This is a genomic window from Kosakonia sp. 1610 (assembly GCF_050435845.1).
GTDB lineage: Bacteria > Pseudomonadota > Gammaproteobacteria > Enterobacterales > Enterobacteriaceae > Kosakonia > Kosakonia cowanii.
The window spans coordinates 252,742-275,206 of sequence record NZ_JBNDKZ010000003.1 but is presented as its reverse complement, the minus strand read 5'-3'; the positions used below and the strand labels follow the sequence as shown (position 1 = coordinate 275,206).

26 protein-coding genes and 1 pseudogene are annotated in these 22,465 nt (G+C 56.3%); 12 read left to right on the top strand and 15 right to left on the bottom strand.

The genetic code is table 11. The features are described 5' to 3' along the window. Window positions 1-52: 52 nt before the first annotated feature. Window positions 53-256 carry a YbdD/YjiX family protein gene (locus ABIC80_RS11985; RefSeq protein ID WP_042714577.1) on the top strand — a complete coding sequence of 68 codons (204 nt, stop codon included), beginning with the start codon at window positions 53-55 and terminating at the stop codon, window positions 254-256. A 10-nt stretch (window positions 257-266) separates the two neighbouring features. Continuing rightward, window positions 267-1,223: a GTPase gene (gene yjiA, locus ABIC80_RS11980; RefSeq protein ID WP_429177316.1), complete on the top strand. Its 957-nt coding sequence runs from the start codon at window positions 267-269 to the stop codon at window positions 1,221-1,223. Between the two features lie 312 nt (window positions 1,224-1,535). Here the strand turns inward: yjiA and ABIC80_RS11975 are convergent, their stop codons facing one another. Then, a complete protein-coding gene (locus tag ABIC80_RS11975; RefSeq protein WP_429177314.1) occupies window positions 1,536-2,906 on the bottom strand; it encodes an NAD-dependent succinate-semialdehyde dehydrogenase in 1,371 nt (456 codons plus the stop codon). Between the two features lie 335 nt (window positions 2,907-3,241). On the opposite strand from ABIC80_RS11975, the gene ABIC80_RS11970 reads away from it, so the two are divergent. The 3 genes from ABIC80_RS11970 (at window position 3,242) to ABIC80_RS11960 (ending at window position 5,304) form a co-directional block, all read left to right on the top strand. Beyond that, complete coding sequence (locus ABIC80_RS11970; RefSeq protein ID WP_429177313.1) at window positions 3,242-3,763, top strand: VOC family protein; 522 nt, start codon at window positions 3,242-3,244, stop codon at window positions 3,761-3,763. Between the two features lie 106 nt (window positions 3,764-3,869). Then, a complete protein-coding gene (locus ABIC80_RS11965) occupies window positions 3,870-4,634 on the top strand; it encodes a helix-turn-helix domain-containing protein (protein ID WP_429177412.1) in 765 nt (254 codons plus the stop codon). 46 nt (window positions 4,635-4,680) lie between these two features. Next, window positions 4,681-5,304 (top strand): LysE family translocator, encoded by a 624-nt coding sequence (locus tag ABIC80_RS11960; RefSeq protein WP_429177311.1) that lies wholly within the window; start codon window positions 4,681-4,683, stop codon window positions 5,302-5,304. 4 nt (window positions 5,305-5,308) lie between these two features. Here ABIC80_RS11960 and ABIC80_RS11955 read toward each other — a convergent pair whose 3' ends face one another. Together ABIC80_RS11955 and ABIC80_RS11950 are read right to left on the bottom strand one after the other, a co-directional pair. Beyond that, window positions 5,309-5,614, bottom strand: a complete 306-nt coding sequence (locus ABIC80_RS11955; protein ID WP_429177310.1) for a type II toxin-antitoxin system RelE/ParE family toxin — start codon at window positions 5,612-5,614, stop codon at window positions 5,309-5,311. Then, window positions 5,601-5,873 (bottom strand): type II toxin-antitoxin system RelB/DinJ family antitoxin, encoded by a 273-nt coding sequence (locus ABIC80_RS11950; RefSeq protein ID WP_042714565.1) that lies wholly within the window; start codon window positions 5,871-5,873, stop codon window positions 5,601-5,603. Before ABIC80_RS11950 ends, ABIC80_RS11955 begins: the two co-directional genes overlap by 14 nt. A gap of 85 nt (window positions 5,874-5,958) precedes the next feature. Between ABIC80_RS11950 and ABIC80_RS11945 the strand changes: the two genes are divergently transcribed. Then, on the top strand, window positions 5,959-7,239 hold the full coding sequence (locus ABIC80_RS11945) for a DUF445 domain-containing protein (protein WP_429177307.1): 1,281 nt from the start codon (window positions 5,959-5,961) through the stop codon (window positions 7,237-7,239). A 138-nt stretch (window positions 7,240-7,377) separates the two neighbouring features. Here ABIC80_RS11945 and ABIC80_RS11940 read toward each other — a convergent pair whose 3' ends face one another. The 10 genes from ABIC80_RS11940 to ABIC80_RS11895 form a co-directional block, all read right to left on the bottom strand. Next, complete coding sequence (locus ABIC80_RS11940) at window positions 7,378-7,812, bottom strand: putative T6SS immunity periplasmic lipoprotein (RefSeq protein ID WP_139567774.1); 435 nt, start codon at window positions 7,810-7,812, stop codon at window positions 7,378-7,380. Between the two features lie 376 nt (window positions 7,813-8,188). Continuing rightward, complete coding sequence (locus tag ABIC80_RS11935; protein ID WP_042714560.1) at window positions 8,189-9,253, bottom strand: DUF2955 domain-containing protein; 1,065 nt, start codon at window positions 9,251-9,253, stop codon at window positions 8,189-8,191. Then, complete coding sequence (locus ABIC80_RS11930; RefSeq protein WP_042714559.1) at window positions 9,243-10,310, bottom strand: HlyD family secretion protein; 1,068 nt, start codon at window positions 10,308-10,310, stop codon at window positions 9,243-9,245. Before ABIC80_RS11930 ends, ABIC80_RS11935 begins: the two co-directional genes overlap by 11 nt. A gap of 4 nt (window positions 10,311-10,314) precedes the next feature. Then, the gene (locus ABIC80_RS11925) at window positions 10,315-10,782 is read right to left on the bottom strand and encodes a MarR family transcriptional regulator (protein WP_042714558.1); all 468 of its coding nucleotides are present in this window, start codon (window positions 10,780-10,782) and stop codon (window positions 10,315-10,317) included. A 99-nt stretch (window positions 10,783-10,881) separates the two neighbouring features. Continuing rightward, the gene (locus ABIC80_RS11920) at window positions 10,882-11,298 is read right to left on the bottom strand and encodes a FosA family fosfomycin resistance glutathione transferase (protein ID WP_429177304.1); all 417 of its coding nucleotides are present in this window, start codon (window positions 11,296-11,298) and stop codon (window positions 10,882-10,884) included. A gap of 14 nt (window positions 11,299-11,312) precedes the next feature. Next, window positions 11,313-12,551 (bottom strand): type II toxin-antitoxin system HipA family toxin, encoded by a 1,239-nt coding sequence (locus ABIC80_RS11915; RefSeq protein ID WP_429177301.1) that lies wholly within the window; start codon window positions 12,549-12,551, stop codon window positions 11,313-11,315. Further along, a complete protein-coding gene (locus ABIC80_RS11910; RefSeq protein WP_206616705.1) occupies window positions 12,551-12,868 on the bottom strand; it encodes a helix-turn-helix domain-containing protein in 318 nt (105 codons plus the stop codon). Before ABIC80_RS11910 ends, ABIC80_RS11915 begins: the two co-directional genes overlap by 1 nt. 121 nt (window positions 12,869-12,989) lie before the next feature. Then, on the bottom strand, window positions 12,990-14,042 hold the full coding sequence (locus tag ABIC80_RS11905) for a DUF1176 domain-containing protein (protein WP_429177298.1): 1,053 nt from the start codon (window positions 14,040-14,042) through the stop codon (window positions 12,990-12,992). A gap of 95 nt (window positions 14,043-14,137) precedes the next feature. After that, the gene (locus ABIC80_RS11900; protein ID WP_023480386.1) at window positions 14,138-14,746 is read right to left on the bottom strand and encodes an ATP-dependent Clp protease proteolytic subunit; all 609 of its coding nucleotides are present in this window, start codon (window positions 14,744-14,746) and stop codon (window positions 14,138-14,140) included. Between the two features lie 89 nt (window positions 14,747-14,835). Next, window positions 14,836-15,000: a DUF1127 domain-containing protein gene (locus ABIC80_RS11895; protein ID WP_076768952.1), complete on the bottom strand. Its 165-nt coding sequence runs from the start codon at window positions 14,998-15,000 to the stop codon at window positions 14,836-14,838. Window positions 15,001-15,175: 175 nt separating this feature from the next. Here ABIC80_RS11895 and ABIC80_RS11890 point away from each other — a divergent pair, with 175 nt between their 5' ends. Beyond that, window positions 15,176-16,591 carry a PLP-dependent aminotransferase family protein gene (locus ABIC80_RS11890; RefSeq protein WP_312605532.1) on the top strand — a complete coding sequence of 472 codons (1,416 nt, stop codon included), beginning with the start codon at window positions 15,176-15,178 and terminating at the stop codon, window positions 16,589-16,591. A gap of 2 nt (window positions 16,592-16,593) precedes the next feature. Here ABIC80_RS11890 and ABIC80_RS11885 read toward each other — a convergent pair. Both ABIC80_RS11885 and ABIC80_RS11880 read right to left on the bottom strand, forming a co-directional pair. After that, a pseudogene (locus tag ABIC80_RS11885) lies at window positions 16,594-16,977 on the bottom strand (C40 family peptidase); the annotation flags it as partial. 301 nt (window positions 16,978-17,278) lie between these two features. Further along, entirely contained in the window at window positions 17,279-17,974 is a 696-nt protein-coding gene (locus tag ABIC80_RS11880) for a FliA/WhiG family RNA polymerase sigma factor (protein WP_094419286.1), read from the bottom strand. 324 nt (window positions 17,975-18,298) lie between these two features. On the opposite strand from ABIC80_RS11880, the gene ABIC80_RS11875 reads away from it, so the two are divergent. The 5 genes from ABIC80_RS11875 to murP all read left to right on the top strand — a co-directional run bounded on the left by ABIC80_RS11875 (window position 18,299) and on the right by murP (window position 22,445). Further along, window positions 18,299-19,192 carry a winged helix-turn-helix domain-containing protein gene (locus ABIC80_RS11875; protein WP_429177295.1) on the top strand — a complete coding sequence of 298 codons (894 nt, stop codon included), beginning with the start codon at window positions 18,299-18,301 and terminating at the stop codon, window positions 19,190-19,192. Beyond that, a complete protein-coding gene (locus ABIC80_RS11870; RefSeq protein ID WP_429177292.1) occupies window positions 19,164-19,634 on the top strand; it encodes a hypothetical protein in 471 nt (156 codons plus the stop codon). Before ABIC80_RS11875 ends, ABIC80_RS11870 begins: the two co-directional genes overlap by 29 nt. A 94-nt stretch (window positions 19,635-19,728) precedes the next feature. After that, window positions 19,729-19,914: a flagellar biosynthesis anti-sigma factor FlgM gene (locus ABIC80_RS11865; RefSeq protein WP_200579829.1), complete on the top strand. Its 186-nt coding sequence runs from the start codon at window positions 19,729-19,731 to the stop codon at window positions 19,912-19,914. Window positions 19,915-20,094: 180 nt separating this feature from the next. Continuing rightward, a complete protein-coding gene (gene murQ / locus ABIC80_RS11860; RefSeq protein ID WP_429177289.1) occupies window positions 20,095-21,006 on the top strand; it encodes an N-acetylmuramic acid 6-phosphate etherase in 912 nt (303 codons plus the stop codon). Further along, on the top strand, window positions 21,006-22,445 hold the full coding sequence (murP, locus tag ABIC80_RS11855; protein WP_429177286.1) for a PTS N-acetylmuramic acid transporter subunit IIBC: 1,440 nt from the start codon (window positions 21,006-21,008) through the stop codon (window positions 22,443-22,445). Before murQ ends, murP begins: the two co-directional genes overlap by 1 nt. The last annotated feature ends 20 nt before the right edge of the window (window positions 22,446-22,465 follow it).

Genomic DNA, 22,465 nt, shown 5'->3' with positions numbered 1-22,465 from the left:
GTGCCGGAGCGGGCTCGCCCCTCTCCGGCATTACCAATATCTGGATGCGCGAATGTTTGGTAACTTAGGCCAGGCTAAAAAGTACCTCGGGCAGGCGGCAAAAATGCTGATTGGTATTCCGGACTATGACAACTATGTTGATCATATGAAAACCAACCATCCCGATACGCCCTATATGACCTACGAAGCGTTTTTCCGCGAGCGTCAACAGGCGCGTTACGGCGGCGATGGCAAAGGCGGCGTCCGCTGTTGTTAAAGGAGAATCCATGACACCTGTTGCAGTTACCCTGCTGACCGGCTTTCTCGGTGCCGGCAAAACCACCCTCTTGCGCCATATCCTTAATGCACAACACGGCTATCAGATTGCGGTTATCGAAAATGAGTTCGGCGAGGTCTCCGTTGACGATCAGCTGATTGGCGATCGCGCCACGCAGATCAAAACCCTGACCAATGGCTGCATCTGCTGTAGCCGCTCGAATGAGCTGGAAGATGCGTTGTTGGATCTGCTCGACGGGCTCGATCGCGGCGAACTCCATTTTGATCGGTTGGTGATCGAGTGCACCGGCATGGCCGATCCCGGCCCGATCATTCAGACCTTCTTCTCCCATGAGATCCTCTGCCAACGCTACCTGCTCGACGGCGTGATTGCGCTGGTCGATGCGGTGCATGCCGATGAGCAGATGAACCAGTTTACGCTGGCGCAATCGCAGGTCGGTTATGCGGATCGTATTCTGCTGACTAAAACCGATGTCGCGCCGGATAACGCGCCGCTGCGCGAACGGCTGGCCCGCATCAACGCCCGCGCGCCCATCTACACCGTGACCCACGGCGATATCGATCTGGCGCTGCTGTTTAATACCAGCGGTTTTATGCTCGAAGAGAACGTGGTCGCCGCCAAACCGCGCTTCCACTTTATGGCCGATAAGCAGAACGATATCAGCTCAATTGTGGTGGAACTGGATTACCCTGTGGATATCAGCGAGGTGTCGCGGGTGATGGAGAACCTGCTGCTGAGCTTTGCGGAAAAGCTGCTGCGCTACAAAGGGATGCTGTGGATTGACGGCGAGCCTAACCGCCTGTTGTTCCAGGGCGTGCAGCGCCTCTACAGCGCCGACTGGGATCGCCCGTGGGGCGACGAAACACCGCACAGTACGCTGGTGTTTATCGGCGTGCAGCTGCCGGAGGAGGAGATCAGAGCGGCGTTTGCCGGGCTGAGAAAGTAACTGCCTGATGGCGCTACGCTTATCAGGCCTACAAAAACACAGCAGCACGTATGTAGGCCGGATAAGGCAAAGCCGCCATCCGGCAAAACCGAATGACGGCTCACAGTGGAAATGGGGTCGCCCGTAGGCCGGATAAGCGCAAGCGCCATCCGGCAAAACCGAATGACGACCCACAATGGATATGGGGTCGCCCGTAGGCCGGATAAGCGCAAGCGCCATCCGGCAAAACCGAATGGCGACCCACAGTGGATATGGGGTCGTGCGTAGGCCGGATAAGCGCAAGCGCCATCCGGCAAACGATGCCAGCTACGGCTACTGACGCACCACTACCAGCTTCTGGTTCACAAACTCTTTGATCCCCAGATCCGACAGCTCGCGCCCAAAGCCCGAACGTTTCACCCCGCCGAACGGCAGTTCTGCCGCGGTATCGGTCAGCCAGTTGATGTAAACCATCCCGGTTTCAATCCGTGAGGCCAGCCCTTTCGCGCGCTCAATATCCCGGCTGAAGATCGCCCCGCCCAGGCCATAATGGGAGTCGTTCGCCAGGCGCACCGCCTCCTCATCGTCCTGCACCACATAAATCTGCGCCACCGGGCCGAAGAACTCTTCGAAGTACGCCGGGTTGTCACGGGTAATGTGAGTCAGGATCGTCGGCTCAAAGAAGTTCCCTTCGCTGTTCGCCGGTTTACCGCCGAAGTGGAGTTTCGCCCCCTTCTGCACCGCTTCACTCACCTGCTTGCTAAGGGTTTCCAGCGCATCTTTCGATGATAGCGGCCCAAGCGTGGTGCTCTCATCAAGCGGGTCGCCCATCTTCACCTGCTGGAAAGCGTCGGTGAACTGGCGCAGGAACTGATCGGCCACCTTCTGGTGCACGATAAAGCGTTTTGCCGCCGTACAGACCTGCCCGGCATTGGCCAGACGCGCCTGCACCCCGGTTTTCACCGCCTTCTCTAGATCGGCATCGTCGAGCACGATAAAGACATCATTACCGCCCAGTTCGAGGGTCGATTTTTTGATGTGCTTCGCCGCCTGCGACGCCACTGCACTACCCGCTTTTTCCGAACCGGTCAGGGCTGCGCCCTGCACGCGCGGATCAGCGATAATCGCCGAAACCTGATCGGAAGAGATAAACAGGTTAGTCCATGCCCCTTCCGGCGCACCCGCTTCACGCACCAGGTGGGCGAAGGCTTCAGCGCAGTGCGGCACGATGCTGGCGTGCTTACAAATTACCGGGTTACCGGCGGCCAGGTTCGGTGCCAGCACACGAATGAGCTGATAGTAAGGGAAATTCCACGGCTCGACCGCCATGATGATGCCGATCGGATGGTGTTCAACCCAGGCATCGCCCAGCTCGGTGTCATATTTCACCGGGGCGAGGAATTTTTTCGCGTTGTTCGCATAGTAACGGGCGATCTGCGCACAGATCTGCACCTCGCTGCGGCTCTGGGCAATCAGTTTCCCCATCTCCTGGGTGGCGATTTTCGCCAACTCCTCCTGATGGCTCTCCAGCAGGTCAGCCAGTTTATGCAGTACCGGCAGCCGCTGGTCGATGCTCCCTTTTGCCCACTCGGAGTGGTAAAGGGCGTCAGCCTGGCGCAGCGTCGCCTCAATATCGGCATCGCTGTGGTTCGGATACGCTTTAATCAGCTGATTGTTGAAAGGATTCACTGTCTGGTAAGCCATATGGGTCTCCTTAATTTACCGCTTAGGATAATAAGGGTAGTAAAGCGTCAGGAGGCGTGAAGTAAAGTTGAGTATATCCGGAGTGTTCTTATGTTTCATTTAGCGTGATATTTTTGCCCCCAGGAAATATAAAAATCACATAAGAAATCAAAAATCAATTACTTACATTATTTGGCAAGTAACAAAAACTTATTTAACCCTGAACTATCTCTGGATAAGTAAATAAGCGCTCCTGCCTGCCACTTTTTGTTAAATTAAAGCTTAATTAACGTCGCTTTATTTCCACCCCGTCTGCATCCGCTATGCTTAATACCACACAAATAACAGGAGGAAATATGCAGCAGAGCGTTCGCGGAATTGATCATATTGGTATTACCGTGCCGGATATAAAAGCCGCCACCCGTTTTCTTACCGAGGCATTAGGTGCAGAGCTGATTTACCAGTCCGTGGCACCGGAAGATGAGGATATTGATAGCGAAGCGCAGCAAAAGACGCTGCGGCTGGTGCCGGGCACAGTGATCAAAGCGGTGAGCATGCTCAAGCTGCAATACGGGCCGGGCATTGAGTTGTTTGAAATGCAGGGGCCATCGCAACGTGAACCGCTGCGGGCGAACGACTTTGGCCTGCAACACTTTGCGGTCTATGTCGACGATATCGACGCCGCGCTGAAACAGTTTGCCGATGCGGGTGGCGAAGTGTTTACCACGCCGCAGCCGCTCGGTTTCCCGACCGAGAAGGGCGAGGGCAACTGTTTTTGCTATGGCCGCACGCCGTGGGGCAGCATCGTCGAATTTATCGCTTACCCAACGCCGATGCCCTACGAGCGCGACACGCCGCTGCGCCGCTGGAAACCGTGACGATTAGTCCGAAGCTCCACCCAATGTAGCGGCTTCTGCACAACGCGCTTCGCGATCCCAGGCGCGCTGTGCTATACCGGAAAACCGCTCCAGATCGAGATGATGAATAGCCGTGACTCGCGATATCGCACAAACCTTTTTCCGCTCAGCGGCGCTGCCCGGTGTCGAGCTGCGCAGCACCCGCAACAGCACGCAGGCGTATAAGCGCCACCGCCACGCGGAGCTCTCCATTGGCGCGATTATCGACGGCCAGACCCGCTGCGTCTGCCATCAGCAGGAGTTCCTGCTGCGGCCAGGCGATCTGATTGTGATTCCAGCCCTGACGCCGCACAGCTGCAACCCGCTCGCCGGGCAGCCACGCAGCTACCATATGCTCTACCTGGCTGATGAAAATCGCGCCCAACAGGTGATTCGCGACCCGCAGTTGTTCGAACACTTCCTGCATATTGTCGCGCTGATGGAGCATAACCAGACGCTGGCATTGCCAGAAGCCATCCAGACTCTGCTCGCCGCCCTACCGCAGGTGCCTGATGATGAACCGCTCCATGCAGTCAGTGAGCAGGTGCAGATGGCGTTGCAGGAGAATTTGCAGCAGCCACCGACGCTGGATGCGCTGGCGCACGCCTTTTCACTGCGCAAAGAGACGCTGATTCGCACCTTTAAGCGGGACACCGGTTTAACGCCCGGCAGCTTTCTCAACCTTGCCCGCGTCGAGTTTGCCAAAAGCCGCCTGCGCGCCGGGGATAAACTGGCAGATGTCGGCTACCAGAGCGGTTTTGCCGACCAGAGCCACTTTCATAAAACCTTTGTTAGCTACACCGCCGCCACGCCGCGCCAGTACGCGCGCGGATCAATATCAGACAATAAATAGCGCCGCGCAGCGGCTATGGTGACCGCAATGTTTATGCGAGGTCACTATGGATATCTTTCCCGCCGCTTTTCCCGCCCTGGCGCTGGCGCATTTTGTCGCGCTGCTGAGCCCCGGCCCGGACTTTTTCCTGCTGATAGGTTACGCCATCCGCTACCGCCTGCGCGGCAGCGTCGGGCTTTGCATCGGCATCGCTTTAGGTAACGCGCTCTATATTTTGCTGGTGATTATCGGAGCCAGCGCGCTGCGCCACTTCAGCGGGCTGTTTACCGCCATCGAACTGCTCGGCGCGCTTTATCTGTTGTGGATTGGTTCACAGCTGGTGCGCAGCCGCCCGCAAACGCTGGCGCTGGATGAGACGCGTCAGCGCTGCCCCGGCATCGGTAAACAGTTTTTACTTGGCCTCGGCTCGGCGCTGCTCAACCCGAAAAACGCCCTCTTCTACCTGGCGCTGATGACCGCCCTGCTCGGCCCCGATGTGACGCTACTGCAACAATCGGTCAGCGGAATCTGGATGGTGACGGTGGTACTGCTGTGGGATGTAGCGCTGGTCAGCCTGATTGGCCTGCCTGCGCTGCAACGGCGTCTGAGCCGCAGCATCTGCTGGATAGAGCGCATCGCTGGCGTAGTGCTGATGGTGTTTGGCGGGTGGATCCTATGGAAAACCCTGTAGGTCGTTATTCGAATAACTCGGCATGGGTGCCCAAATCGGTGAACACCACCAGATGCTTTTCGCCATCAAGGCGATATACCAGCAGATAGTCGCCGCCAATATGCAGCTCGCGAAACCCCTGCATATTTCCGGTTAAAGCATGATCGTTATACTGAGCGGGAAGCGGGTTGCCGGAGAGCACCATCGACATGATAGCAGCCGTCTCATGCATGTCCCGGCGTCCCGCTTTGTTGTATCGCTTCCAGGCCTTCACAAAGGTTTTGGTGTAATCGGAGCGGAATGGCAGGCGCGCGCGTTTACTCTTTCCCATCGTTTAAGCTGTCCATTAGCTGTTCAACACTCTCAAAGCGTCCCTGCTTTTGCGCGGCGATCTCTTCGGCCTCAACCATTGCGTTACGTAACCGGGCGGTTGGTTTCGCGGTGATTTCAAAAGGTATCCCTTCGTTTTTAACAATTTGCTCAGCAAACAGGCGTATCGCCGTGCTCCAGTTGAGGCCGCAATTTTCAAGCACCAGCCCGGCGCGTGCCTTGAGTTCGCTGTCGATACGCGATCGGATAACAGAATCCATATAACCTCCTGAACTTTTGTGGGCACAGTGTAGCCACAAAATTGATTCTTTGCACCTTCGCCTCGTCTCGCTCTATGCTTATCAGATGGAAAAATTAGCTGAACTGAAGCGCGCCAAACGACTGGCGCTGTCGCTGCTGCTGATCGCTGCCGCGGTGTTTGTTACCACTCTCTTCCTGCCGCCAAACTTCTGGGTGAGCGGGGTCAAAGCTATTGCCGAAGCGGCGATGGTCGGCGCGCTGGCCGACTGGTTTGCGGTGGTGGCGCTGTTTCGCCGCGTACCGCTGCCGTTTATTTCCCGCCATACGGCGATTATTCCGCGCAATAAAGACCGGATTGGCGACAATCTTGGTCAATTCGTGCAGGAGAAGTTTCTAGATACCCAATCGCTGGTGGCGCTGATTCAGCGTCATCAGCCCGCGCAGATGATCGGCGTCTGGTTCAGCCAGCCGGAGAACGCGCAGCGCGTCGGCACGCATCTGTTGCAAGTGATGAGCGGCTTTCTCGAGATGACCGATGACAGCCGTATTCAGCGGCTGATCCGTCGGGCGGTGCACAAAGCGATCGATAAAGTCGACTTAACGCAGACCAGCGCCCTGATGCTGGAGAGCCTGACGCGTAACAACCGCCACCAGAAGCTGCTGGACACGCTAATTACTCAGTTGATTGCGCTGTTGCAACGGGAAAATACGCGTACCTTTATTGCCCAACAGGTTGTGCACTGGCTGGAGACCGACCATCCGGTGAAGGCGAAAGTGCTGCCGAAAGAGTGGCTGGGGGAGCAGAGCGCGGCGCTGGTCTCCGATGCCGTCAACTCCCTGCTGGATGATATCAATGCCGATCGCACGCACCAGATCCGCCAGGCCTTCGATCGCGCGACGATGAAACTGATCGCTAACCTGAAAAGCGATCCGGAGATGGCAGAGCGCGCGGAAAACATCAAAGAGTATTTGAAGAACGATGAGGCGTTTAACCGCTACGTTGGCGAGATGTGGGGCGATCTGCGCAACTGGATGAAAGCGGATATGCACTCCGACGATTCAAAGATGCAAAAGCGTATCAGCGAAGCCGGGCTGTGGTTTGGCGAAACGCTGCTGGCGGACGGCGCGCTGCGCGCCTCGCTTAACGAGCACCTCGAACAGGCGGCCCATCGCGTCGCGCCGGAGTTTTCAGCTTTCCTGACGCGTCATATCAGCGACACGGTGAAGAGCTGGGATGCGCGGGATATGTCTTACCAGGTGGAGCTCAATATCGGCAAGGATCTGCAATTTATCCGTATCAACGGCACGCTGGTCGGCGGCTGTATCGGCCTGATTTTGTACCTCTTGTCGCAGATCCCGGCGCTCTTAAACCTCTCTGCCCTCTGAGTCGCCGGATGGCGGCTTACACCTTATCCGGCCTACAAAAGCGCCCTCCACGAGAATCGTAGGCCGGATAAGCGCAGCGCCATCCGGCAATTGATGACAATTCTGACCAATAAAACAAAAGTTAACTGCAATTCGCTATCAGTATGCGATCTCATTATTGGCGAGAGGGAAGTTTTCTACGCGCCCTTGTTTAAATTCGACGCCAACAACAACACTTCTGGGCGAATCATCCTGAGTGCGCGATTTGAGAATGTAGTTAACAACAAATTGTCCATTCATTGAAAATGAATAAAACGAGGGGGGAATACACAGCTTTTCATCGCGCACTTTCAGTTGCGGTAAAAACGTATATTTTCTCTCTTGCACGGGTGTCTCACGTGGATTTATCGCAATATAGCTCGGCTGAAAATCTCTTGCATTTGGAACCACAAAGCAGACGTTATCACCCTCTTTCAGTACGGTTGTAGTTTCATCCGCCTTCAGGCGATCGCCCTGTCCAGGACAGCCTGTCAACGCGATTAAGCCTGCAACAACAAGCAGTAAGCGTGTACTTTTATTGATAGTCAGCTCCATGGAAACCCCCGCATCGTTTGCTTATATTTCGCGCCGATTACGGCTTCTGCTATGTCTCCATCCATCTTCACATCTCCTCTTGCAAGCAGTGCAATCCAGGCTCTGTAACCGTAAGTTTTAAGGATGAAATAATCTGCGATAATTTGTGCCTGCTGTTCCATGGGATAACAGCGTAAAAGACGACCATCTAATCTGTAGCGGTAGCTAACGAACCTGCTTGCTAAGCCCCTGAGAAGGATATTCATACTCATTTTGATTACTCATATCCAACTCCTTGTAGCAAACAATCCTTATCGACGCGCTGAACGCATGTTTATTCGACGCTGATTTTGTATAACCCAGGCGTAAAAAACTGTGCTCTAAAATCCACTTCTTCTCACTCCTCAATCACAAACCGTGTCGCTTCAAAGCGGTTCAAAATCAGGTGCACCAGATAGACCATCGTCAGCGTCGCCACCAGCGAAACGGTGACGGAAACAATGCGGTACAGGTCGCTGAACACCAGGTCAGTGTCCGGGTGCAGATTCTGGCCAAACATAATGCCGATGGTGGTGACGCTGGCGAAACCGACGCCTGCGCCCACCTTCTCCATCACATGTAGCCGCGCGCTAAACGCCAGCCCAAGGCCGATAAGCGGCATCATCAACAGCATATGGCTGCTGTGGTTATAGAGAATCAGCTGAACCAGCAGGATGTAGAGACACGCCAGCACCACGCCCACTACGCGCCACAACGAACTCAGCACCGACCCGCGATAGTGCATCGGAAAGAGGATCAAAATGCCCGCCATCAATGCCGAAAGCGAATCGCTCAGGTCGCTCATCTGGAAGACAACAAAAATCATCGTCGCCACCGTGCCGGAGAGCAGCGATTCGTGGCGTACTCGGGCAGCGTTTTTCTCAATCAGCGGCGGACGGGTGCGCGGCTCGACATCCGGCAGCAGAAAGTGCATCAGCGCACTAAGGGCGACGGCCATAATACTGGCCTCAATATTGGAAAAAAGCAGCGTATGCCAGTCACTCGACGGGTAGCTCATAAAGTTGAGCATCGTGCTCTGGCACACCACGCCAGTAGAACCAAACAGAAACAGCGGGCCTTTGCTCATAAAGCGAAAACGCATCACGTAGAGCCCAAACACCACCAGCGTCATGATCACCGGCCACTGCATCAGATAGCCGATGATAAACACCATTTCGACACAGTTAATCACCGCGCTGAACACAAACTGTTTGGCGACGTGGCGGTTAAACACCGGCACCAGCGACAGCAGCATCACCGGGTAGATGACATAGAATACGCCATACTGCGTGTTGTAAAAGCTCGACACGCTCAGGGCGATCATCCCGGAGAAAACGATGCGCAGCGTCTGGCGAAAATCATTCGCCGTGTAGACGATGTTGCCGTGCGGCGTAAAGACGCGGGCCAGCGTGTTAATAGACATAGTGCAGCAGGCTTACCAGGCGGATTTGCAGCCCGGAGAAGAAGCGGGCGAAGATCCCTTCGCTGTTATAGAGCTGCACCGTAGCGCGCGCGCCGGTCGGCAGTTCTTTTGGCAGCGGCTCATCCAGCGCTACATGGATACGCATACGCTGCGCATCGCGCACCCAACGGTTGGAAGTTTCAGGCTCCGAAAGCTGACCGTTTACCGCTTCCTGCCCGGCGAGGGTGCCCGCATCGCTGCTGGTGACATGCGCGTGAAACACCTGGCCCGGCAGCGCATCAAACACTACCGCCGCATCGGTGCCAACATGGGTATGGCGCAGGCTCTTTTCACGAAAATCGGCGACGATATCGCTTTTTTCATGCACCAGCGCCAGCGACGCGCCGCCCGCCTGGGCATAAAAACCGGGGCTAAGTTGCAGGTTGCTGACCGTGCCGTCCGCTTCGGCGCGCACCTGCGTCCAGCCAAGGTTCAGCTGCGCCTGTTGCAGGGCGTTGCGATATTTTTGCAGCGTGACGTTATGCGCCTCATCACGTTCACCGCGCTGAATACGCAGCGCTTCAATGCTGGCATTGAGATTCGTCACCGACTGCTCGCTCCCCTGCCAGGTGGTGCGCACGTTATCGAGATCGGACTGCGAGACACTCTGCATTTTGCCGAGGCGCTGGTAACGCTCAAAAGTGACGCGATTATTCTGCGCCGTCAGCTGCGCCGTTTTCAGGCTCGCCTGCGCGGCAGCGATCTGTGCGTCGAGCTGTTGATTGGTCAGACGCGCTTGCGCCAGCGCAATCTCCGCGGCTTCAACCTGGTTTTCAAAGGGCGTGGCGTCGAGTCGGTAGAGCAGATCGCCGCGCTTCACCCGGCTGTTGTTCTGCACGTAAACCTCAGAAACATAGCCAGAGACGCGGGCGGAAACCGGCGTCACCACGCGCATCACGGTGGAGTCCGGCGTCAGTGGGATCCAGATATCGGCGACAATAAAATAGACAAACATCAGCAGGAAAGAGGCAATACTGACCCTTACCCAGCGGGCAAATTTTTGTTCAGGCGTCATCATTTTCTTATTCGGTTTTATTATCTTCTTCGCGCATCACGCGCAGATTACAGGCGAGTTGGCTCAGCGTGGCGCTGAACTTTTGCAGATCTTCCGCCGGGATACTCTCCGTTGCCCGCAGCTGACAGGCTTCAATCACTTGTGTGATTTTCTCCAGCAGCGCGCACCCTTTGGCGGTCAATTTCAGCAGGCGGATGCGCTTGTCGTACGGCGATGTCGTACGCGCAATCAGCCCCTGCGTCTCCAGCTGGGCGAGCGTGCGCATCAGCGGCGGCAGTTCAATGCCCTGCACTTCCGCCAGCTCACTGACCGAAACATTGTCCCCCAGTTGCTGCAACTGCATCAGCACCGTCCAGCTCGACTGGGTGATGCCGGTGTCGCGCAGGGCATGATCAATGGTCGCTCGCCACTGGCGCACTACCATTGCCATGCGCATTCCCAGCGGTCGGCGGGCAAACAGTTCATCTTCGGTCATTACGTCCCCTCACATTAGCGGAGGGGCACGATAAAGGTTATCAGGGTAACTATCAAGAAACGGTGGGGCAAAGAGCATGGATTGTGAAAGGCTAGGAGGTCAATCAAAAAACACCATTCCCTTATAGGGCTTCACGCGACAAGCCGCCAGGCGCTGCGCCAGATCGCCGACGTGTGCTTCCAGCTTATGACCGTCCGGGTCAAGGAAGTAGTACGACGCCCCTTCGCTTTTGTTCACCTTCCAGCTCACCACGCCCGCCTGTTCCAGCCGCGTGATAAACGCCGCCAGTTCATGCTCGCTAATGCTAAAGGCGTAGTGGGTGTAATCGCTTTGATCGGCAGGAACAATCCGGCGCGCCTCATCGACGGAGAGGCAAATCCAGATATCGCCGCAGGTGAGATACGCGCCGTTATCCCAGCGTGCATGCAGCTTCAGGCCGAGCAACTGGTGGTAGAAATCAACGCTGCGCGCCAGGTCGCTGACCGCAAGCGTAAGGTGATTGAGGGTAGTTAGCACGGTCTCGCTCTCCATTAAACGTTAAACGCCGAAGCCATTCTTTCCTGCTCGCTGCGCGCGATGCCCAGCGTTTCAGCATGGCTGCGCCACTGGCTTACGCTGCTTAATACCTCTTGTTTAATCGCGTGCGCCTGTGAACGACTCAACTGGAAAAAATCGATAACTGACATCGCCAGTTCAAAATCGAGGCTGTTATCGCTATCGCTGATATTGAGATGCAGCCCCTGCGCATGCGGCACCGGATTGATGTCATAAGCGGGCGACAATCTCCAGCCACCCGGCTGATAGATGAAACCATGGTTACGCAGGTGATCGTCGTTATTAGAAACGGCGATATTGAAAACGATGCGTCGCCATAGCTGGGCTAAATCGTCGCGGCTGCGGGCACCTTTTTCCGTCAGGAACTGCGCCAGCTCGAGGTAGGATGCCTCGTAATCACCATCGTAATAACCAAGCTGTGTCATCGCAGAGGTAAAGTGCAGGCGGGAATCGGACGTTCTGTCAAAACGCTTAGTCAGGAAGGTGTGGTATTCACTCTCGAAGCGCTCGATGCGGCACTCTGCCATGTCGATACCCGCATCACGCGCCAGTTGCCAGGTCAGAAACTCCCACGCCGCAATGTCGTAATCATCGTAGCGGCTGGGAAATTTGGCGATCCATAAGTGATCATCTTCATCACGCACGCTGGCTTTAGGCCGCGCGCCGCCAAGCGAGGAGCCCGGCGACATCAGCATTTCCAGCCATTTCAGGTACTCAGCATCGTCACGCTCGTCATGTCGTTCGACCTGCTCTGCCGCATGCGCCAGCTCTCTTAACGAGGTCAGTGGTGGTGCCGCTAACCGGTGGTTATCGTCAAGAAAGACGCCGTCAGGATCGCGTTTGAAGCGCAGCGCGCCCTGGCGGTGAAAATCATGCACCCCCAGCAGAAAATCGATTTCGCCCAGTTGCCGTGGACGGCGCGCTTCATGCCGGGCAAGGATAGCCTCCCGCCGTTTCATCAGTAGCCGCCCCCAGCGATCCGGACAGGAGTCGAGAAAAACGCGAAAATTTCGTGATGCCTGGCTGTGCTGCTCGCCGGAGTAGAGTTCCAGGTCGGGATCGACTTTCTGCGCGAAGGGCGATATCAGCCACTCATCGTCATAGCGAAAACTAAAATGCTCGCCATTGCGTATCCTGTCTGCGCGCAGCAGGCCAACCCGCGCAGGCTCGGCAAAATCTTGCCAGTCGGCATACACCCAAACATCCGTGGTCATTAACGCGGCTCTCCTCTCTTCCTTAAAAGCTCTATATCCTGCAACTTGCGCCCCAGTTCATCATCCCTGGCAAGGAGAAGAAAATCATCGACCAGCCCGAGTACGCCAAGCACAGCCACATAGTGCCCAAGCGAAACCCCCGGGTCGCCCTGCTCGATTTTTCGCAAGGTGAGACGGCTTAACCCCGTTCGTTCCGAGAGCATAGTCTGCGTAAGTTTTCGGCGTTTGCGGGCGAGTTTGATGTTCTCACCAAACTGCGTAAGCACTTGTTGATGGCGGGGGAAGATAACCGCGCTGCGTTTATCTCTTGCTGTCATGGTCACTATACTTACCATTAATATTCAATTTGGTAAGTATAGTGACCATTAAATCGAAGGTAAAGTATATAAAATGAACACCCACGCATTCTTTTATCAGGTCGCGGCGGTGCTCAGAGGGTTATTTCGCGGCTTTCACCTCGGCGACAAACTCGGGTAGCTCCCAGGCACCGCCCGCGCGGATGCCGCGGCACAGGCCGGTGGTGCCTTCGCTGCTTAGACGAAACGCTTCGCCGTCCCACACCCACTCGGCTGATGCCCAGCAGTCGCCAATCCCGCGCCCGCGCTGCGCGAGGGTGATGGCACCATTGCTGTAGTCGGTTCCCGAGCTGGTGACGAATTGCGGTTTCTCTTGCAGGGCATTATCGACCACCCAGTAGCCATACCCTTCGTTATAGGCGGCACGCCAGCAGAGTGCGGAAACCAGGCCATGTCTGGCGTCCAGCGGCGTCAGGGTGAGGTCATTATCGCCCTTAACCGTCTCCTCTTCCGGGCTGGCGAGCCGGTCGCAGTCATCATCTTTACCGAGTGTCGCGAGCAACTGTGGCGTCAGTTTTTTTGCTTCGGCTGCGCTAAGGGTACGCGCCTCGCCTTTGCTTACGGTTGCGGCCTGGATCACCGGGGCGCTAATCGCGGCGGTAACCGAGGTTTCAGGCTTATTGCCTTTTTTACTCAGTGCGCCCGGCGTGCCGATGCGCCCCTGCACATCGTCAACTTTCAGCAGCGCGGCAGAAGCACCGTCGCCAGAGAGCACAAACGGTTTCGCGCCGCCTCTGAACTCAACTTTGCCACTGCCCTTCACTGCAGCAATCATCTGTGCTGCCTGCTCGTCCGTCAGACGCCAGGTGTCGTTATCGCCAGGGGTTAACGCGCCGAGCGATTTGCCGTTGATCCATAGCGCCAGTTTCGTCGGCGACGACGGCGGTTCACTCTCGTCCATATCTGCCAGCACCACCTGCACGGTGACCGGGGTTTGCGGCCCCGCTTTACGGGTGATCAGCACAGAACCGGTTGGGTCGTCCTCCACACTGTAGCCCGCTGCGCGGCAGGTCAGGGTGTTATCGCACACCACTTGCCAGTCTTTATGTTCGAACGAGACGCTGGCAGGTGCCGCCAGCGCGGGAAAGCTCAGGGTCGCTGCGGTTATCAGCGCTGCGGTGATACTGCTTTTCATGCCATCACTCCATAATGAGAAAGGCGTCAGGGATGCGAAAGAGAATCAGGAAAATGATGAGGCGAGAGAGTTCTCGCCTCAGAAAAGCACAGGAATTAATCGAGGTTGAGATCGGCGTAGGAGTTGACCACGCGGGAGACAATGCCGTAATCCATCGCCTCTTTGGTGTTCATCCAGAAGTTGCGATCGGTATCCTGCTTCACCTTCTCCACCGGCTGGCCGGTTGCGTCAGCAATCATGCGATTCACACGCTCAAGGGTACGGATAATTTCTTTGGCTTCGATTTCAATATCGCTCGCCTGACCACGCACGCCGCCCAGCGGCTGGTGGATCATAAAGCGGGTATTCGGCAGCGAGTAGCGGTGCTCTTTTTTCGCCGCGAGGAAGATGGTGATCCCAGCGCTGGCGACCCAGCCGGTGCCGATGATGTGCACTTCCGGGGTGATGAATTTGATCATGTCGTGGATGGTATCCGCCGCTTCGACATGGCCGCCCTGGCTGTTGAGATAGATTTTGATCGGCGCATCGCTGATGCCCTGCAGCAGCAGAAGCTGGGTCACCACTTTCTCAGTCAGCGCCTGGTTGATCTCACCAGAGATGATAATCGAACGCGCATCCAGCAGTTTCTGCTGCATCAGCTGGCTGGCATTGCCCGCTTCTTTCTCTTTTTTGTCGTCATCATCGTGGTTAGTAATAAAATGCATGTGCTCTCTCCCTTCAGGTTATGCAGCTAAGCATAGCCCAACGCAGGGTGGGCGGGAACCACCAGATATTTCCTCCGCCCTTTTCGCCTTCAGCTTATATCGCTGCGTCGTAGTCCCATATCCCTTAACTGCTCGTCACTCAGCCTGCGCAGTTCGCGTCGGGTTTTCGCCAGCAGGTGCCAGCGCCGCAGCTGGCGCCAGAGTAAAACAAAGCCGGAAAACGGGCGCCGTGGTCGATTTTCGAAAAATTCCATGTTGCTCTCCTCGCCTGAAAAGAGCTCTATCTTCGCTGCGATCGCCCTGCACAATACAGACTCAGAAAATACTTTTCTTTAACATACAGATGCCGTAAAAGAGGATCTGAACGCCACTTTCCCGCCCGATCTGTACTGTTTTTTGCAACTGTATGGTGACTTTTTAGGATACAGCATGACCCGCTACCAACATCTGGCCACTTTGCTGGCAGAGCGCATTGAACACGGCTTATATCGCCACGGTGAAAAATTGCCTTCGGTGCGCAGCCTGAGCCAGGAGCATGGCGTCAGTATCAGCACCGTACAGCAGGCCTATCAGGTACTGGAAACGTTGCAGTTAATTACCCCGCAGCCGCGCTCCGGTTACTTTGTCGCGCCGCGCAAAGCCAAACCGCCGGTGCCGGCGATGTCGCGCCCGGTGCAGCGCCCGGTTGATGTCACGCAGTGGGATGAAGTGTTAACCCTGCTTGATGCGCGCACGGATAAAGAGATTATCGCCTTCGGCGGCGGCGCACCGGACCTCAACCAACCGACCCTCAAACCGCTGTGGAAAGAGATGAGCCGCATCGCGCAGCACCAGGTGATGGATGCGCTTAGTTATGATCCCCTGCCCGGTCAGCAGGAGCTGCGCGAGCAGGTCGCCCGCCTGATGCTTGATGGCGGCACCTCGTTAAACGCCGAAGAGATTGTTATCACCGCTGGCTGCCACCCGGCGCTGTCGCTGGCGCTGATGGCGGTCTGCGATCCGGGCGATATTGTCGCCGTCGAATCCCCCTGCTTCTACGGCACCATGCAGCTGCTGCGCGGGCTGGATATCAAAGCGATCGAAATCCCGACCGATCCGGAAACGGGGATCAGCATTGAAGCGCTGGAGCTGGCACTGGAGCAGTGGCCGATTAAAGGGGTGATCCTGGTGCCCAACTGCCAGAACCCGCTCGGGTTTATCATGCCGGAAGCGCGCAAAAAGGCGGCGCTGTCGCTGGCGCAGCGCCACGATATTGTCATTTTCGAAGATGATATTTATGGCGAGCTGGCCACCGACTATCCGCGCCCGAGCACCATCAAATCCTACGATATTGATGGCCGCGTGCTGCTCTGTAGTTCACTGACCAAAACCGTGGCGCCGGGTCTGCGCATTGGCTGGATCGCGCCGGGGCGCTATCTGGATCGGGTGATCCATAAAAAATATGCCGCCATCGGCACTAATGTCCCTTCCACCCAGCTAGCGGTGGCGGCGTTTATCCGCGACGGACACTATCACCGCCACGTACGCCGGATGCGCCAGGTCTACCAGCAGCGGCTGGCGGTCTACACCTGTTGGGTACGACAATATTTTCCATGCAATATCTGCGTGACGCGCCCGCAGGGCGGCTTTCTGCTGTGGGTCGAACTGCCGGAAAGCGTCGATATGGTCTGCGTTTCCCGCGCGCTCTGCCGGTTAAAGATCCAGATCGCGCCCGGTTCACTCTTTTCGGCCTCCGGCAAGTATCGTAACTGCCTGCGCCTCAACTGCGCCCTGCCGCCGGATGAAGAGAGACGGGAAGCGATCAAACAGCTGGGTGCGACGATCCACCACGCGCTGGAGGAGTAGCCTCAGAGAATCGCCTCGTTGGTCAGAATACGCCGCGCGCCGAGGTAGTGATCCTGCCAGTAGTCATTGGTCAGGTTACTGATACGGATCTTCAGCCCGCTGCGCGGTGCTTCGATAAAGCTATTGTTGCCAAGGTAGACGCCAACGTGGTCTGCCGGGCCGCGCCTTTTACTGTGAAAGAAGATCAGATCGCCGCGGCGCAGCTTATGGCGGGCCACTTTTTTCAGCCCCCTATCCCGGAACATCGCCCGGGTGGTGCGCGGCAGTTTTCGCGCCAGCACCTTGTTATAGGCGTAGACCACCAGCCCGCTACAGTCGAACCCCCGCTGCGGTGAGACGCCGCCACGCACGTAAGGTTTACCGAGCTGTTTCTCCAGACGGTTCATCACCGTCAGCAACGATGCGCGAACGCGCGCTTTTCGCCTCGCCTGATGATGCGCGGCAGCTGTCTGGGCGTTTGTCTCAGACGTGGTTAACAGAGGCGCCGCTCTGCGCGCGGGGGTTTGCACACACCCGGTTGCAAGCGACAGCACAAGAAGCGTAAAAAAAAGCCCCAAAAACCCTCGGAGCAGGCTCCGACTGGGGGCGACGATGGATGACAAAATCACAGCTTTCACGAGAACAACACATTTAAACCAATGAGTTAAACGGGAGCACCGGCTACAGCCAGCACCATAAATAGTGCGTTTATTGACGCGTAAACGCCTGAACCTTCTGGGCAATCCCTTTATTGAGCTGGCAGACGCGCGCTTCCGATACGCCAATCACCTGCGCGATCTCTTTCAGGCTCAGCTCATGCTGGTAATAGAGCGCGAGGATCAGCTGCTCACGCTTGTCGAGGGTGGCTACCGCGCTGCGTAACGTGTAGGCGGGCAGCAGTTCATCCTCGAGCTGGCGGCTATAGAGCGTGCTGGCGTGCAAATCACTCTCCAGCAGGGTATCCAGGCTCTCCAGGGCACTGGCCGAGTGCAGCAGCAGATATTGCTGCCAGGCTTCCGGCGTCACCGACAGCCGTTCACTCAGCTCCTCAAAGCGCGGTTCATACCCCAGCTCACGGGTGATTTCGCGGATCGCATCCGTGAGCTTATGCGTCTGTTGACGCAGCCTGCGCGGTCGCCAGTCCTGCTGGCGTAACTCGTCCAGCACCGCGCCGCGAATGCGCTGAATGGCGTAACCGGCAAACTGCGCGTCCGGCGGGCCATAACGGCGCAAGGAAGCCAGCAGCCCCATCAGGGCAATTTGGCGCATATCCTCTTTGCTCATTACGCTGCTGGTCTGCCAGCTGAACTGTTTGACGACTTTATGTACCAGCGGCAAATAATCACTGATATAACGCGCTTCATCAGCGGGATTTAAGGTTTTTGCGGCAGTTAAATTCATCATTTACATTACGTATGAGGAACAGCGGATAAAACAATTAATAAAAAGTTTCGGCAACACCTAATTAACAAAATGAGAAGAGAAGTAGCTAATAACTTACAAAAGCGCTCCTCAACGGCGTCAAACAATACACCACAAAGGCGTTTTTTAATCCTTTGAAAAGCGCCAACTAATGAAATCACATGTAATTTACGCCGCGCCTTCCGTATTATTAACGCCACAAACCGGTGAACTACGAATATTTATTCTGTTATTTATCAGATTCAGCCAGTGGCATTATTTCTTGTAATAAGCCTCTGACGGATTGGTATCACTCGTTAACCTTTTATGAATAAACACACTTGCACCGTAAATAACTGGGTCATCGATGCTGCGTCAGGCGCGATCCACCATGTGGTGACCGGCGAGGAGAAACGGCTGGGAACGCACCCGCTCAGACTGCTGGCTGTTTTGCAGCAACACCCCGGCGAGATCCTCTCCCATGAGGCGTTGGCCGCGCAGGTCTGGGAAGATCGCGCGGTCAGCAGCAATAGCCTCGCCAATGCCATTCATGCGCTGCGCACCGCTCTGGCGGATAACGGTAAGCAACAGCGAATTATTCGCACCATCCCCAAAAAGGGATACGTGCTGGAGGCAAAATATTGCCGTCCTCTGGTCAGCGGGCCGCCGCCAGACCCGCGCCCTGTCGCACCTGAAGTCGATATCCCCGTACAGGAGACGGCACCTTCCGCGCCTGAGTTACCCGCGCCCCCCCGACAACCGACGCCCGTTGCTGTGCGGCCTTTCTCCTGCATTAATGTTCTGCTTATTATGCTGCTCGTTATATTCACCGTTCTCTGTAGCGGTTATCTGGCGCTCACCTATAACAACAAGATAGTGGCAAAAGAGGTGGCAAAAAATATCTACAGCCATCTGCGTATATTTGCCCTGCTGGCACCGGGCGAGAGAATGAAAGAGCCGACGGCTATTTATGATCGCTTAAAAGAGAGCTATACCCGGCTTAATCGGCAGGCCAAGCAGAAGGCGCTGCGTATGGCTATTTACTATCGCAGTGAAAATCAAACCTTGAATTATACCTTCCGCATACATAATGGCTGCGAGCAGCGGGTACTGGTGATGCAAATTGACCACTGGCGTTCCGATACGGCGTTATTAAATAAGCTGATTGTCAGTGAGACACGGAGAAAAATGGATGAGATGGTACGCTGTAACAGACAATAAACAGACACTATTTCTGCTTGCTATCACCCTGGCGGCGCTGGCCTGCGGCATCGTTTTCCAGCGCGGGCAGCGCGTCCTTAACCAGACGGAAGAGATCGTACAGCAGGTGGGGTTTTACGATTTGATGCTGCATCAACAGGAGATCTACGATTCGCGCATGAGCACGGCGGGCAATATTATTATCAGCACGCTCAGCAGCCCGCAGGATGCGGCCTTTATACTCAAAAGTAACTTTGTCCACACGCGTCAGCGGTACGGTAAACACTATTTTGCCTACGCACCGGTGCTGTTCAACCCGGCAAAAGATAACCGTATGGTGACAAACAATGTTGATCTCCTCACCTACTCGGAGAATGCCATGCAGCAGATTGCGCCCGACGGCGTGGCGCTGGTTTGTCAGCAAAATGGCATGATTTTTCGCTATCAGCTGGAGCAGGATTAAGCAAAAACGCGGGGATTAAGTTTGCAACGTCGGTGGTCGTTTTAGGTAGCCAGATAGCCGCCAAACGTTAACCGCCCTCTGTGAGACGCACATCATGACAGCGCCCCCCTTTTCTGACGCGACCCTCTTTTTGCTTAACCAGGCGCAGGCCGACCTTGATCAATTGCCGGAGATTGACCAGCCTAAGATTGAACGCCTTCGCGCAGCGCTTAACGCTGGCGAACTTAAGCTCGATCCCGATGCGCTGGTGCAGGCCATTTTCACTTTTCACCAGCGCTGACGCGCCGCTTAATGATCACTTATGCGCAGCATGAGCAGCGTCACACTCTCGTTTCGCGCCCCGTGTAAGAATAAATTATTCTTAAATTGATAGTTATGAATAATATATTATTCCTTTTTCGGTTGCCGGGGCCGCGAAGCTTCAGGCAGAAAGTCATAACGCAGAGTGAAGTGAGACGTGATGAACATTGATCTATCCACATTGACGACCGAAGGCCGCAACAGCGCCAGCGCCAACATCGACATGCTTGATACCGAGGCGATGTTACGGGTGATTAACCGTGAAGATCAGAAGGTCGCACTGGCGGTTGAGCAGGTGATCCCGGCGATTACGCAGGCGGTCGATGCGATTGTCAGCGCTTTCAAAAAGGGCGGACGCCTGATTTACTGCGGCGCGGGCACCTCCGGGCGCTTAGGCATTCTGGATGCCAGCGAATGCCCGCCCACTTACGGTACGCCGCGTGAGCAGGTTGTCGGCCTCATTGCTGGCGGACATCGCGCCATTTTGCAGGCGGTGGAGAATGCCGAAGATAGCCTGACGCTCGGCGTCGACGATCTTAAATCCCTCAATTTCAATGCCAACGACGTGCTGGTCGGCATCGCCGCCAGCGGGCGCACGCCCTATGTGATTGCCGCCATGGAGTACGCCAAAAGCCTGCACGCCACCACCATATCGCTGACCTGCAACGCCGGTAGCCCGATGACGCAGATTGCCGATATCGCCATTACGCCGGTGGTCGGCGCGGAAGTGGTTACCGGCTCCTCGCGCATGAAAGCGGGCACGGCGCAAAAACTGGTGCTCAATATGCTCACCACCGGGGCGATGATCCGCAGCGGCAAAGTCTACGGCAACTTGATGGTGGACGTGGAAGCGACGAACCAGAAGCTGGTGCAGCGCCAGGTCAACATTGTTATGGAAGCCACCGGCTGCGATATCGACGAGGCGAAGCAGGCGCTACAGGCCTGCCACGGCCACTGCAAAACCGCCATCCTGATGGTGCTGGCGCAGATTGACGCCGAAGAGGCCGCGCGTTTGCTCGCTGATAACGGCGGGTTCATTCGCCAGGCGCTGCTCCACGCAGGAGTGAAGTGATGGCCAAAATCACGCCGGAACTGATCGCCTCCATCCTGCAACGGGTCGGTGGTGAAGCGAATATTAAAAGCTGCGGCAACTGCATGACGCGCCTGCGCCTGGCGCTGCATGACGACGCGCTTGTCGACAAGGCCGGGTTGCAGGCGCTTCCCGGCGTGCTCGGCGTGGTGAACAGCGACGATCAGCTGCAAATCATCGTTGGCCCCGGCAAAGCGCAAACCGCGGCAGAGATGATGAGTCTCTTAATCAGCCGTGACAATGCGCCCGCGGAATCGGCCTCGCTTAAAGAGGTCGCCCGCGACACCAAACAGCAGATGAAGGCGAAGCAGACCAGCGGCCTGCATCAGTTTCTGGCGAAATTCGCCACCATTTTCACGCCGCTCATCCCAGGCTTTATCGCCGCCGGGATGCTGCTTGGCTTCGCCACGCTGATTGAGCAAAGCCTGCTGGTCGGCGCGCAAGATAAGAGCAGCGCGCTCGCGCACGTTGTCGGTTATATGAAAGTGTTCGGCAAAGGGTTGTTCACCTTCCTGCCGATCCTGATCGGGTATAACGCGCAAAAAGCCTTTGGTGGCAGCGGCGTCAACGGCGCAATTATCGCTGCGCTTTTTGTGCTCGGCTACGACGCGAAAGCAACGGTCGGCTACTTCTCCGGGATCGATAACTTCTTCGGCATGAGTATCGATCCGCGCGGCAATATTATCGGCGTGCTGATCGCCACGATCCTTGGCGCGTGGATCGAGCGGCAGATCCGCCGGTTTGTGCCCGATAATCTCGATATGATCCTCACCTCGCTGCTGACGCTGCTGATCACCGGCGCGCTCACCTTCACATTGATCATGCCGATCGGCGGCGAGCTGTTTAAAGGGATGTCGTGGCTGTTTCTGCACCTGAACGGCAACCCGTTTGGCTGCGCGGTACTGGCGGGCCTGTTCCTGATTGCGGTGGTGTTTGGCGTGCATCAGGGCTTTATTCCGGTCTACTTCGCCCTGATGGATGCGCAGGGGTTCAACTCGCTCTTCCCAATTCTGGCGATGGCGGGCGGCGGCCAGGTGGGCGCAGCGCTGGCGCTCTACTTCCGCGCGGCGCGTGAATCGACGATCCGCAACCAGATCCGCGGCGCGATCATTCCCGGCCTGCTCGGCGTCGGCGAACCGCTGATCTACGCAGTGACCCTGCCGCGCGTTAAACCTTTTGTCACCGCCTGTATCGGCGGTGCCTGCGGCGGATTTTTTATGGGCGCGGTGGCGTGGCTTGGCTTACCGGTCGGGTTGAATACGGTGTTTGGCCCTTCCGGGCTGGTGGCGTTGCCGCTGATGACCTCCGATCACGGCATCTACGCCGGGATGGCGGTCTATGCGGCGGGCGTGGTGGTGGCCTATCTCGGTGGGTTTATCGTCACCTGGCTCTTCGGCCATAAAGGCGTCGATCTCAGCTAAGAAAAAACCCGGCGCAGCGG